Below are 13314 nucleotides of genomic sequence, written 5' to 3' on the forward strand. Positions count from 1 at the left end.
AAAGGAGTGACAGATTGAAACTAGCCGCAGTATTTGCCGGTATCGCAACATTATTACCTTTGAGCCTGTTTGCCGCTGAAGACCCGCTAGCGCCGCAAGTAGCAGAATATCACGTGCAGTACGGCAGCATTGGTTTGGGGGATGCCACCTTTGTCCTCGATAAGCCAGTCGACAATCACTACCATTACGCGCTACAGAGTAAACTAAGTTTGCTTATTGTCTCCGATGAACGAGTGATCAGCAGTGACTTTACCCGTAATGGAGAACAGCTACTGCCACAAAGATTTGACCATCAGCGCACGGGGACTGGATCAGATTTTTCAGAGCAAGTGCGCTTTGATAAAGATCTCAACAAAGTATTTTCCGTGTACAAAGCCGAGACAAAAACGCTGGACTACAGCGGTCCCTTGTACGATGCCATGATGGTGCAACTGCAATTTAGATTGGATTTGAGCCTAGGCAAGCAAGCGTTGGCTTATAACATGGTCAAAGATAACAAAATCAATGACTATACCTTTACCAACTTGGGGCCAGCAACGGTGATCGTTAATGGCCATAAGTATCAAACGATCAAATTAGAAGTTAAGCGCAACACCGATAAACGTCGCACCGTCGCATGGATGGCACCTGATCTAGGTTATCTACCCGTGAAATTTATCCACCAGAAAAAAGGTGATAGCGCACTAGAGCTGAGCCTAACTCGCGCACAATTCGGCACTACCACCTTCAGTGATGATCTCGCCAAGGCGGAATAGCTTCCATTCGCCGGGCTGCATCACATGCCAATTCTCATTATCGGTTAACGGCCGCGTCGCAATAATAGACACCACGTCGTTTGGCGTGGTTTCTTTATCAAAGTCGATCACCACATCCGTATCAATCAGCTTAGCGTTACCAAACGGTGCTCTACGGGTGATGTAGCTGAGGTTATTACTGCAAAAACACATCAAGTAATCACCATCAGAGATAATCAGGTTAAAAATCCCCTTGTGGCGGATCTGCTCCGCCAACTGGGCGATAAATTCAAATACAGGCCGCATCTCCACCGGAGGAATCGCCCCGAATTCATTAGCGACGGCTTCTAAAATCCAGCAAAACGCCATCTCACTATCGGTTTCACCCACGGGTTGAAACCGATGCGTTGCCAACATTTGTTGATAATCCGATAACTGACCATTATGCGCGTAACTCCAATAACGCCCCCACAACTCTCGAGTGAACGGATGGGTATTTTCTAACGACACTTGGCCACGATTCGCTTGGCGGATGTGGCTAATCACTACCTCACTTTTGATCGGGTAAGATTTGATCAACTGCGCAATATGGGACTGACAGCTCGGCACCGCATCTTTAAAAGTGCGACTCCCTTTGCCCTCATAAAAGGTAATGCCCCAACCATCCACATGGGGGCCTGTCACCCCACCACGTTCAACCAATCCAGTGAAACTGAATACAATATCGGTGGGCACATTTGCACTCATTGCCAACAACTCGCACATGGTAACGATATTCCTCAAAAGCTTTACTGTCGGACATTGTAGCGAGATCGCCAACAGATGGGAAAGGATGCTACGACTAAAGATTAAAACGATTGTTTGAAAAACGCTTGAGTTCACACTTTTTGTCTATTACTTTTATCTAAACAGAGGTCAGACCAGCCTCATTTATTGCACAAACGTACTAATTATTAGATAACCCGATTAATCGAGGAGAAGTAACGTGACTACCCTAATATGGCTCATTGCACTGTTATCTGTGCTAGGGGCGGCCGCTTACCTAAGGGTCTCGCTAACATCTACCAGCCTACTCAGCGCCGCTGTGATTATTATCGGCAACCTGCTGGGCGCAATAGGCCTTTGGGTGTGGCTCCCCTTCTTATTAGTAGCGCTGCCACTCAATATCTCATCTATCCGCCAGCAGTTTATTACCACACCGGCACTAAAAATGTACCGCAAAATTATGCCGGAGATGTCGACCACCGAAAAAGAAGCTATCGATGCGGGTACCACTTGGTGGGAAGCGGATCTGTTCGCAGGTAATCCCAATTGGCGCAAGCTGCACAACTACCCTAAAGCGCGTTTAAGCGCGGCTGAACAAGCGTTCTTAGACGGTCCAGTGGAAGAAGTTTGCGCCATGGTAACGCAACACCAAGTGTCGCATGAACTGGCTGACTTACCTGAGGAAGTATGGCAATACCTTAAAAGCCACGGCTTCTTTGCGATGATCATTAAGAAGCAATATGGTGGCTTAGAATTTTCTGCTTATGCTCAGTCTCGCGTGTTGCAAAAACTGGCAGGTGTTAGCAGTGAGTTAGCATCTACCGTAGGGGTGCCCAACTCACTCGGCCCCGGCGAATTGTTGCAACACTATGGGACCGAAGAGCAACAGCAACACTATCTGCCTCGCCTAGCGAAAGGCGATGAAATCCCCTGCTTTGCACTGACGAGCCCAGAGGCGGGTTCTGATGCAGGCTCAATTCCTGACTTTGGCGTGATATGTAAAGGAACCTGGCAAGGTGAAGAAGTGCTGGGGATGAAACTCACTTGGAACAAACGCTACATCACCTTAGCGCCCGTGGCGACAGTTCTTGGTTTAGCGTTCAAATTGCGCGATCCAGAGCATCTGCTTGGTGAAGAGGAAGAGTTAGGCATTACCTGTGCGTTGATCCCCACCGACATTGAGGGCGTTGAGATTGGCCGTCGCCACTTCCCGCTCAACTGTATGTTCCAAAACGGGCCCACACGCGGTAAAGAAGTGTTTGTGCCACTAAGCTTCATCATTGGCGGTGCCACAATGGCTGGCCAAGGCTGGCGTATGCTGGTGGAATGTTTGTCAGTGGGGCGCGGTATCACATTGCCATCCAACTCTGCGGGTGGTGTTAAAACGATTGCCATGGCAACCGGCGCCTATGCTCGTATTCGCCGCCAGTTTAAGTTACCGATTGGCAAACTGGAAGGTATCGAAGAACCCATGGCGCGCATTGGCGGTAACGCTTATCTGATGGATGCAGTTGCGTCACTCACCACCACCGCGATCGATAGCGGCGAAAAACCGTCAGTAATCTCTGCCATTGTGAAATGCCATCTAACTGACCGTATGCAGAAATGTTTAATTGATGCAATGGATATTCACGGCGGTAAAGGGATCTGTCTTGGTCCTAATAACTACCTCGGCCGCGGCTATCAAGCAGCACCGATTGCCATTACCGTAGAAGGTGCCAACATCCTGACCCGCTCAATGATCATCTATGGCCAAGGCGCGATTCGCTGCCATCCATATATTTTGGCGGAAATGGCATCAGCCTTTGAACCCGATGAATTGCGTGGTTTACGCGCTTTTGATCGCGCCCTGTTTGGTCACATAGGTTTTAGCCTATCCAACTTTGTTCGAAGCTTGTGGATGGGCGTGACTGGCAGCCATTTCTCCAATGCGCCTGTGAAAGATAAAACCAAGCGCTACTATCAGCAGATGAACCGCTTCAGTGCCAACCTTGCCTTGTTATCTGATTTAGCCATGGCGACCTTGGGCGGTAGCTTAAAACGTAAAGAACGGGTATCAGCTCGCTTAGGTGACATGCTCAGTCAGCTCTACTTAGCGTCTGCAACGCTGAAACGTTACCAAGATGATGGCCGCTTGAGTGAAGATCTACCGATGGTGCAATGGGCGGTAGAAGATTGTTTGTACCGCTTACAAACGGCATTGGATGAACTGTTAGACAACTTCCCTAACAAGCTCGGTCCTCTGCTGCGTGTTGTTATCTTCCCATTTGGCCGTCCAGTTAAGCGCCCTGCCGACGTACTGGATCACCAGGTAGCTCGCATCATGCAAACACCGTGTAGCAGCCGCAGTCGTATGGGCGTAGGGCAATATCTGCAAGCCAAAGCCAACAACCCTGTGGGAATGCAAGAGCAAACGCTGGCGAATATTCTACGTGCCGAACCACTCTACGACAAAGTATGCAAAGCCGCGGGTAAGCGCTTCCCCTTCATGCAACTGGATAAGATTGCCGCAGAAGGTTTAGCGCTGGGCGTATTGTCTGAGGACGAAGTCAAGTTACTGCAACTGGCCGAACAAGGACGTTTACTGTCGATTAACGTAGATGACTTTGACCCAGCAGAGCTGCGGGCCAATACCGTAAAACCTAGTGCCAACCGTAAACACAAAGCAGCCTAACGGTAACCATTAAACATAAAAAGGAGGCAGATGCCTCCTTTTTTATACCGTAGCGCACGGTTAGTTGCTGGTAGTTGGCGTCACAGTGACTTCAGCCTCTATAGCCGCTTCACTCTGTTCTCTCAACTCCTTCAGCTCTTTCTCTTCCGCCGCTTTTTTCTGTTGATGTTCAGACGCTTCTTTCGGGATCAAACTCACTAGCTCTACTCCCATAGGTATTGTCTTCATATCCGCCGTGATCATGTGCACCTTTTCGGACTTAACATACATTAACGGCACCACGGTTTCTCCATAACGATCGAGAAAGTCTTGGAACGTGAAGTTTTCCGTTAAGTTGGTGGTCTTCAGCACGGCATCACGACTCATCAAGCTAGCCAGCTTAGAATAAGACACCGACTCATTAAACAAGCACATACGACGCAGATAGGATTCTGACAGCTGGTGTCTAGCACTACCGGCAGAGTCAGTAGTACTCACACCAAAGACTTTTTCAGAGCCAAACAGATCTTGAAAGTGGAAAAACACCACAGGGTTAAGTTGCTGATATGGACTAAGAATCAGCACTTTACCAATACCACTCAGGTCAAGATAAGTATCCGCATGTTCCGACACTGGGTTACCAAAATACACTTGAATATTATCCATCCGCGCCAGACGGACGTTATCCCAGTTTGAATCGGCGATAATGACTTTGATGCCTTTAGATACCAGAATCTTGGCTAGCTCACGAGCAAATTTAGAACCGCCAAAGATCAGAAAACCTTGTGCAGATTTCGCGGTCACGCCGAGCCGTTTCGCCCAGCTCAATGCGGTGAGTGATTGGATCACCACCGTACCGATGATGATCAAAAACACCAGCGGCACCAACATATCCGCGCCTTCCATACCGCGTTGTTCAAGCTTAATCGCAAACAATGAGCTCACCGCCGCAGCAACAATCCCACGAGGCGCTATCCAGCTCAAAAACCACTTATCACGAGACTGTAGCGATGTACCGATACCAGACAGCCAGATGCTGAGCGGGCGTGCGATAAACAACACCACCAACAGCAACACGCCCCCCTGCCAACCCAGATTGAGCATGGCATCGGAATCCAATCGTGCTGCCAGCAAAATAAACAGTGCCGAGATCAGTAACACCGTCAGCGTTTCTTTAAATTCCAGAATGGCTTGAATGGCAACGCCACGCATGTTAGCCAATAAAATGCCCATCACGGTTACGGTTAACAAGCCGGATTCTTCCTGCAGCAAGTTCGAGCCGACAAACACACCGAGTGTGATCGTCAGTACCGCAGTATTGGTGAGGTAATGCGGCAATATGTTGCGGCGTAACACCCAGCCAAGCAGATATCCCGCTAATGCACCGATACCTAAACCGATGCTAAGCATAGAACCCAAGGCAGTAAGTACGTGGGAGGTTTGATCTGAACTCACCGTGATGTATTCGTACACCAACACCGCGATTAACGCGCCAATCGGGTCAATGATAATCCCTTCCCAGCGCAGAATGCTGGCCAGTTCTGACTTGGGTCGAACGGTACGTAACATCGGCACAATAACCGTTGGGCCAGTAACCACGACCAAAGCCCCAAACAGTAAAGCTAACGACGCTGAAAACTCAAATAACCACCACGATGCCACGCTGATCACTAGCCAAGTAGCCATGGCCCCAACGGTGACTAAATGAGTCACCATGCGGCCATGGTCACGGATCTCTTTAAAGTTCAGCGTTAGTGCGCCTTCAAACAGAATCACCGCCACCCCTAAAGAGATCAGCGGAAACAGCAAATCACCAAAGATAGCATCTGGATCCAGCCAGCCGAAACCTGGCCCGATCACCAGCCCACAGCAAAGTAATGGCAAAATGGCTGGCAGACGCAGTTGCCAACCAATCCACTGGCATAACAGAGAAAGGACGCCAATTAACGCCAACATTCCAGTAATTTGTTCGATCATTACAGTCCCTAGTTTCCAATTACATTGGTGACAGACAAGAATAAATTAACTTGCGGTAGAAAAGTGAACCTGAAGAAGTATCGACTGGATCCCGCGTTCGGATCAACATCCTGCGAGAGAATAAGTAGCTGGCGGAAGCAAAAAATACTACCGTTAAACACCACCTAGCTGATGCATTGTATTTGAAGCACGAAAAGTCCGGAGCCGCACAATAAACATCGATCGTCGTCATACCTTGGCTCACGGCCACAAACTAACTGCTACTCATAACGAGTGACCGGCAATACTAACATAAGCAATTTAGCCACGCCTACCCACAGTAACACTGTTGCTTAAGATCATAGCATCAAGCGGTTGAATCGTTAGCCGCTTGTCACTGTTCTAGGCGGTCCACCGTCAAGTCCCTACCAACTCCCCACTACCAGCAAACAGTATCTAGCGACTCAACCCCTCTACTCTCTATCAGCACAGTAAACACAATTTGCATGCGTCAACATTTTACCAATGAGACTTCAAGCCAATGAAAAAACAGCAGAAGTCAAAATAATGACAAACAAAAACCAAAACTAACCAAGCTTTAACAATTCCGGGTAATTTGCTAGCTTCGTGGTGCCACATAACCGCGAAAAAATTTCAACTATTTGATTAATAAGCAAAATAAATATACCGCGATAACTGTAACTTTCAGTTCAAGAAGAACTTTTAATTACAAATATGTTGCTTTTAAACGTCATTCATCCCATAAAAATGACCAAGTCGCTGTAACTAATTAATTAATAAAAACATAAACGTCACTTTCAGCCACTAGCCATTATCATGGCATGAAAATAATTTTATCACCGATAAAATTATTATATCATGTTGTTTTATATGGAATTAATTGGTTAATAAAATTTCATATCAAAAAAAACTCTCTCCATGCACACACAACCATTTTAACTGATAAACAACTACTTAAGTCGTATGATTATGCATCAAGTGGCATAAGTTGTTCATTATTCATTTCTGTAAAAAAACTAGACGCATTGTAAAAATGATGTTACCTATATTTTAACACATGCTTAATATCACCATTCATCAAAATTTATTTAAATAGTTAACAGGATGTGACTATGAACACTCGCCCAAGTTTCAAGGAAGAAGGCAGCTGCGGCTTTCTAAATAGATTTTTAGATGTAACACTCATAAGTGCAGCATTGTATGCCAGCCTAAAGTTACAAGGCGAGGTGGTTACAACCCACTACACGCTGCTACTGTTCATGGTGCTGGCAGCCTATCTGTATACCGCCGAGTCCGTGCAACTCTATCGCTACCGCCATGTAAATAATCTCGGTAGTAACATCTGGTTAGTTATTTTCAGTCTCTGTGTCGCTTTTAGCGCCATGTTAGCTCTCGCCTTTGCGTTCAAAGTCACCGCTATCTTCTCGCGCTTGGTCCTCGGGGGCTGGTTCACTTTGGCGTTGTTACAACTGACCGTTTGGCGCGAGATCAGCCGTAACATCAAGAAAAATCTCTACATCAAAGGCATTGGTACTCGCCGAGTAGCGATTATCGGATGCAATAGCAACGCTGACAGCCTGATCATTGAGATGAAACACCATCCAGAAATCGGCCTAAATTTCTGTGGGATCTATGACGACCGTAGTCCTGACCGGATGAACTGCATGACCAAAACCATCAACGGTGATGTGGAAGAATGTATTGATGCGGCACGTAATGGCTGTTTTGAGCGGCTATATATCACTCTTCCTTTCTCCGCCGATAAACGCATTGCCGAAATCATCCATCGCCTTGGCGATACCACCGTGGATGTGCATATTGTGCCTGATTCACTGGTATACAACCTTATGCTAGCGCGATTAGGAAGTGTCGGTGATGTCGAAACCATCAGCGTGTTTGAATCTCCTTTTTACGGCGCTCGCGACTGGTTAAAACGTAGTTTTGACATCTTGTTCAGTGCCGCAGCACTGCTAATGCTCTCGCCGATCATGTTATCGATTGCTGTGGCGATAAAACTTACCAGTCGTGGGCCGGTACTGTTCAAGCAAGACCGCTATGGCTTGGATGGTAAACGTATCAAAGTTTATAAATTCCGTAGCATGACCGTGCAAGAGAATGGCGACCAAGTGGTACAAGCGAAAAAAGGCGATATGCGCATCACTCCATTAGGTGCATTCCTACGACGTACCTCTTTAGATGAGTTACCCCAATTTATCAACGTATTACAAGGTTCTATGTCGGTTGTGGGACCACGTCCACATGCTGTTGCTCACAATGAGCAATACCGCAAGTTGGTCGCGTTTTACATGCTGCGCCATAAAGTTAAACCCGGTATTACCGGCTGGGCACAAATCAATGGCTGGCGTGGCGAAACTGACACACTAGAGAAAATGGCGAAACGCGTTGAATTTGATCTGGCATATATCAAAAACTGGTCATTGTGGTGGGATGCCAAGATTGTATTTTTAACATTTTTCCGCGGATTCACCGGAAAAAATGCTTACTAAAAGGGAATACTCATGAACAAGGGAATGCATTTTAAATCCAAATTGGCCCTAGCGGTCATTTTGGCTTGCACAAGCAGCCAAGCACTAGCTGTCGATCCCCAAGCTATTCCCACAGAATCGGGATTCGACATCACCCCGCTACTGACCACTGGGCTGAAGTACGATGACAACGTCACCAGTGTAAGTAGTGGTGAAATTGATAGTTGGGTGTTAAGTATCGTGCCATCAATCAGTGCACGTTTAGACGATGGTGTAACTGTGTATGAATTTACTGGCGGCGTATATCGTGGCCAGTATTTTGATAGTAGTGATGATAACTTTACCGATACGACGCTGGGTGCATTGTTCGATACTCGGCTATCTGAGCGCAGCAAGATCAACCTGAAAGGTGACTTTATTTGGGGTCATGAAGATCGCGGTACTGGTATCACCGAAGGATTAAACAACAACCAAGATGAACCCACACGCTACAACACTCAAACCGTGTCAGGCTATTACGAGTTTGGCGGTTCCGAATCCCCTGCCCGTATCCGCTTTGGCGCCAAGTATTTCAATAAATCTTATACTTCGCTCCGAGAGATCACCCGCTTTCGTGATTATGACTCGTGGTTAGGTGGCGTTAACTTCTACTTTGCAACCCAGTCCGCCATCATCGCTGTGGTGGAAACTAATATGGAGAAAATCAGTTACAGCGAAAACGATCCTACCGCCGACCGTGACAGCACCGTCACCAATGCCAGATTAGGGGCTGAGTGGGAAATCACCGCACTCACAACGGGTGAAGCCAAAATCGGTTATCAACGCAAAGACTTTGATGACGACAACCGCGAAAGTTTCAATGGCCTCGCTTGGACCGTCGATATGGACTGGTCTCCCCTGACATATAGCAGCTTCAATGTGGGAACCGGACGGCGCGCCAAAGACCCGTTACAAAACGGCGATTATGTTAAAGAGACGACCTATAAAGTTGGCTGGACCCATAAGTGGACTGAGTTAATCCAGACCGAACTGTCCTATGACCGTGTGGAAGAAGATTATGTTGGCGTCACACGTAAAGATACCAACGACTCCTACGAGATCAGCATTAATTATGCCTTTCGTCGTTTTATCGACATCAGCCTATTTGCCACGATTACCGATAAAACCTCCTCAGTTCCCGGTATTGAATTTGATCGGTCAATCTACGGCATAAATTTCGACTTCTCGCTTTAACAATCAACGGCTAACAGGATACTTATGCAACAACTCGTCGTATTCATTGTTGCCCTTATTTTAAGTTGCTCTTTCTCAGCGGTTGCTGAGCAAGAGCAGACTTATTTATTAGGGCCCGCTGACAAAATCATTATCAAAGTGATTGGTGAGGATGATCTCACCATCGAAACCCAACTCACCGATAGTGGCAAAATTAACTATCCGTTTTTGGGTGAGATTACCGCCAAAGGACTCACGATTAAGCAGTTAGAAAACGTCATATATAGAGGACTAAAAGGCGATTACTTCGTTGAGCCCAATGTATTTGTCGGTATGGTGGAATATCGGCCGTTCTTCATCCACGGCGAAGTGAAAAAGCCTGGCGGCTATCCGTACACGCCAGCGATGACAGTTAACCAAGCAGTAGCACTTGCAGGTGGACTTACTGAACGCGCCTCGCGTGAAAAGATTTATATCATGCGCGAGGAGTTCAAAGACAAACAGGAAGCCGCCACATTAAGCACCAAAGTAGCCCCCGGCGATACCGTCATTATTGAGCAGAGATTCTTCTAATATGTCAGCAACGGATACAGCGGCATCGTCGCGGCAGGAAGCCATAGACCTGCGTAAATACATCGGCATTGTTAACTTATATAAGTGGCGCATTCTAGCATTGGCATTATTAGTCACTGTGTTAACTGTGCTAGTGGTGCTCAATATGCAAAGTAAATACGCCTCTAGCGCAACCTTACTCATTGAGAGCCAACAAGCCAAAGCAATTTCAATTGAAGAAGTGGTTGGCATCAACTCCAGTCAGCAGGAATATTACCTCACCCAATTTGAAATTCTGAAATCCAGAGCTATTGCTGAGACAGTCGTTGATAAACTCAAACTCAAAGACCACCCTGACTTTGTAGTGAAACCGAGCCTTATGCAACGGCTTCGGGACTTAATCCCCTTCTTGCCGAATGCCGAAGCCGCACTTACACCAGAGCAAATCGCGTTTCGCGAACGAGAAGCCTTGGTCAATGCCTTCCAAGATCGGCTGTATATCAACCCTATTCGCAAAACTCAATTGGTGAAAATCTACTTCACCACTTACTCGGCGAATTTAGCCGCGGAAGTCGCTAATGCCGTCGGCGACGAATACATTAATAGCCAGCTAGAAGCGCAGCTTGGCATCACACAAAAAGCAGCAACATGGTTGGGTGGCCGTTTAGGCGAATTACGTAAACAACTCGATGACTCTGAAGCCAAATTACAAGCCTACCGTGAAAAAGAAGGTCTGATAGATGTGGAAGGGGTACAAGGCCTTGCCGCAAAAGAGTTGGAGCGTCTTTCAGATGAATTGACCGAAGCACGTAGCCACAAAGCGCAAGTAGATGGTTTTATACGTGTTATTCGCCAATACGGCGTAGATAACATTGAACAGCTAGAAAGCCTCCCTGAAGTTACCGCACATCGTAATATTCAAGATGTAAAAACGCTGCTTGTTGAAGCCGAGCGAAAAGTCTCTGAGTTATCAAAAACCTACGGGCCTAAGCACCCCAAACTGATCGCCGCCAAAAGTGAACTGGTTGCCTTGCAAAATAGCATGCACACCCAGATCAAAAAATTGGTGTCAGGTATTGAGAATGAAGCACGCTCAGTGCAAGAAACCGTCACCTCACTCGAAGCCGAATTAGCTAAAGCCAAAGCGCTGTACCAAGACACCAGCATTAAGGAAACCACATACCAACGCATCCAACGAGAAGTGGAAACTAACCGACAGTTGTTTGATACCTTTTTGTCTCGCCAAAAAGAAACTGAAGTCACTAGCGATTTCAACTCCGCGCTTGCTCGGTTCACTGATCGTGCAATTCCCGCAACCTATCCGGTGGCGCCAAAAAGAAAAGTCATCGTGCTATTGGCATTTTGCGCCACATTGGGGTTAGGGATTCTCGTTGCATTTGCTCTTGATGCAATGAACGACACGATTAAATCCCCCAAAGATGTCGAAAATGATTTGCGGCTTAGAGCACTGGGTTTTGTACCCAATATCAAGCACAAGAAGAACGAAGACCTACCGCTATACAGCTTCTTTGACGACGACCACAAACTCTACGCGGAATCAGTGCGCAGCATACGTACCAGCCTAACGCTGCTGTCTCTGGATAAGAAGCTCAAAGTTATCGAGCTGACGTCGTCGGTCCCTTCAGAAGGGAAAACCACTTCTGCAGTTAACTTAGCATTTGCTTTTGGGCAAATGGAAAAAGTCCTACTGTTAGATGCAGATATGCGGCGACCAACATTAGCCAAACGGTTCGGTTTACCTGCTTACCAGCCTGGGCTAGCCAACCTTATTGCGGGACACGGCAAACTCGAAGAATGTGTCGTCCATGATGAAAAGTCCGGCATTAGCCTACTCCCCGCTGGCAATGTACCTCCTAATCCTCTGGAGCTACTGTCCTCAGCAAAATATTCTGAATTGGTGGCGGAGCTGACGAAACATTATGATCGAATCATCATCGATACTCCGCCAGTTCAAGCCGTAAGTGACGCGCTAATCATCGCCAAGCATGTTGATACCGTACTTTATGTGGTTGCCGCAGACAAAACGCGTGCCGGTACGGTACAAAACGGTATTGATAAATTGCTGCAGGCGGAGAACAACTTATGTGGTGTCATCCTCAACAAAGTGAATTTGAAAAAAGCCACACAAGGATACGGCGACTATAGCGAATATGGCTATTACCAATACTACAGCAGTGAGCACAGCTAATGTACGACATCCATTGTCATGTAATTCCCAATATTGACGACGGCGCTCGCACGATGGATGAGGCATTAGCGCTATTACAGCTCGCCCATAGTAGTGGCATCAGTCATGTCGTGGCGACGCCGCATATGCATCCAGGCATTTTCGACAATACACCAGCCAGTATTCATCAAGGCCTACAACAGCTTAAGCAGCACATCCAAGACGAAGGGCTAGACCTTCAACTCGCCGCCGCGGCCGAAGTACGGCTATGTGCCGAATTACCTAGGTGGATAGAAGCCGACGAAGTACCCTATCTAGGTGAATACCAAGGATATAAAGTATTACTGCTAGAGTTTCCACACAGCCATATTCCGGTTGGCGCTGAACAACTCGTCAAATGGCTCATCGGTCGAGATATTCTGCCGATGATAGCTCACCCTGAGCGCAATAGAGATGTTCAAAAAAACATCAAAAAGTTACTTCCGTTCCGGCGAATGAATTGCCTGCTGCAATTGACGGCCAGCTCGGTAATTGGCGACATGGGCGAAGCCAGCCTATCAACAGCGGTAGATCTGCTCGAGGACAACGCAGTTGATGTCGTAGCGACCGATGCGCATAACATGCACCGCCGTCCGCCCAAGTTGGCCGAGGCACATGCAGCGATTGCGGCGGTGTACGGTCAAGAATACGCCGACAAACTGACCAAGCAAACGCCGGCACAGATCAGCCAGGCACTCTATAGCTAAG

9 protein-coding genes are annotated in these 13314 nt (G+C 47.2%); 7 read left to right on the forward strand and 2 right to left on the reverse strand.

The window, feature by feature from the left end:
* Window positions 1-14: 14 nt before the first annotated feature.
* Entirely contained in the window at window positions 15-755 is a 741-nt protein-coding gene (locus tag ACN0TT_RS02750; protein ID WP_417760612.1) for a DUF3108 domain-containing protein, read from the forward strand.
* Here ACN0TT_RS02750 and ACN0TT_RS02755 read toward each other — a convergent pair.
* Window positions 696-1499 (reverse strand): class II glutamine amidotransferase, encoded by an 804-nt coding sequence (locus tag ACN0TT_RS02755; protein ID WP_417760613.1) that lies wholly within the window; start codon window positions 1497-1499, stop codon window positions 696-698. The two genes, ACN0TT_RS02750 and ACN0TT_RS02755, sit on opposite strands and share 60 nt — an antisense overlap.
* 220 nt (window positions 1500-1719) lie before the next feature.
* Between ACN0TT_RS02755 and fadE the strand changes: the two genes are divergently transcribed.
* Complete coding sequence (gene fadE, locus ACN0TT_RS02760; protein ID WP_417760614.1) at window positions 1720-4173, forward strand: acyl-CoA dehydrogenase FadE; 2454 nt, start codon at window positions 1720-1722, stop codon at window positions 4171-4173.
* A gap of 60 nt (window positions 4174-4233) precedes the next feature.
* Here the strand turns inward: fadE and ACN0TT_RS02765 are convergent, their stop codons facing one another.
* A complete protein-coding gene (locus ACN0TT_RS02765; protein WP_417760615.1) occupies window positions 4234-6129 on the reverse strand; it encodes a cation:proton antiporter in 1896 nt (631 codons plus the stop codon).
* A gap of 1112 nt (window positions 6130-7241) precedes the next feature.
* Here ACN0TT_RS02765 and ACN0TT_RS02770 point away from each other — a divergent pair.
* From ACN0TT_RS02770 to ACN0TT_RS02790, 5 genes are read left to right on the forward strand one after another with little or no spacing between them, the layout of a single operon-like run.
* On the forward strand, window positions 7242-8636 hold the full coding sequence (locus ACN0TT_RS02770) for an undecaprenyl-phosphate glucose phosphotransferase (protein ID WP_417760616.1): 1395 nt from the start codon (window positions 7242-7244) through the stop codon (window positions 8634-8636).
* Window positions 8637-8648: 12 nt separating this feature from the next.
* Window positions 8649-9848, forward strand: coding sequence for an outer membrane beta-barrel protein (locus tag ACN0TT_RS02775; protein WP_417760617.1), 1200 nt, complete (start codon window positions 8649-8651; stop codon window positions 9846-9848).
* Between the two features lie 24 nt (window positions 9849-9872).
* Window positions 9873-10400 carry a polysaccharide biosynthesis/export family protein gene (locus ACN0TT_RS02780; RefSeq protein WP_417760618.1) on the forward strand — a complete coding sequence of 176 codons (528 nt, stop codon included), beginning with the start codon at window positions 9873-9875 and terminating at the stop codon, window positions 10398-10400.
* A gap of 1 nt (window position 10401) precedes the next feature.
* On the forward strand, window positions 10402-12588 hold the full coding sequence (locus tag ACN0TT_RS02785) for a GumC family protein (protein ID WP_417760619.1): 2187 nt from the start codon (window positions 10402-10404) through the stop codon (window positions 12586-12588).
* Window positions 12588-13313 (forward strand): tyrosine-protein phosphatase, encoded by a 726-nt coding sequence (locus tag ACN0TT_RS02790; protein WP_417760620.1) that lies wholly within the window; start codon window positions 12588-12590, stop codon window positions 13311-13313. The genes ACN0TT_RS02785 and ACN0TT_RS02790 overlap by 1 nt, the downstream gene beginning before the upstream one ends.
* Window position 13314: the final 1 nt, after the last annotated feature.

This window comes from Shewanella sp. (genome assembly GCF_048265805.1).
In the GTDB taxonomy this organism is placed as follows: Bacteria; Pseudomonadota; Gammaproteobacteria; order Enterobacterales; family Shewanellaceae; genus Shewanella.

What these genes read in the sequence shown, in the direction of transcription:
- ACN0TT_RS02755 (WP_417760613.1), bottom strand. Translation starts at nt 1,499, where the DNA reads ATGTGCGAGTTGTTGGCAATGAGTGCAAATGTGCCCACCGATATTGTA.
- ACN0TT_RS02785 (WP_417760619.1), top strand. Translation starts at nt 10,402, where the DNA reads ATGTCAGCAACGGATACAGCGGCATCGTCGCGGCAGGAAGCCATAGAC.
- ACN0TT_RS02765 (WP_417760615.1), bottom strand. Translation starts at nt 6,129, where the DNA reads ATGATCGAACAAATTACTGGAATGTTGGCGTTAATTGGCGTCCTTTCT.
- ACN0TT_RS02775 (WP_417760617.1), top strand. Translation starts at nt 8,649, where the DNA reads ATGAACAAGGGAATGCATTTTAAATCCAAATTGGCCCTAGCGGTCATT.
- ACN0TT_RS02780 (WP_417760618.1), top strand. Translation starts at nt 9,873, where the DNA reads ATGCAACAACTCGTCGTATTCATTGTTGCCCTTATTTTAAGTTGCTCT.
- ACN0TT_RS02770 (WP_417760616.1), top strand. Translation starts at nt 7,242, where the DNA reads ATGAACACTCGCCCAAGTTTCAAGGAAGAAGGCAGCTGCGGCTTTCTA.
- ACN0TT_RS02790 (WP_417760620.1), top strand. Translation starts at nt 12,588, where the DNA reads ATGTACGACATCCATTGTCATGTAATTCCCAATATTGACGACGGCGCT.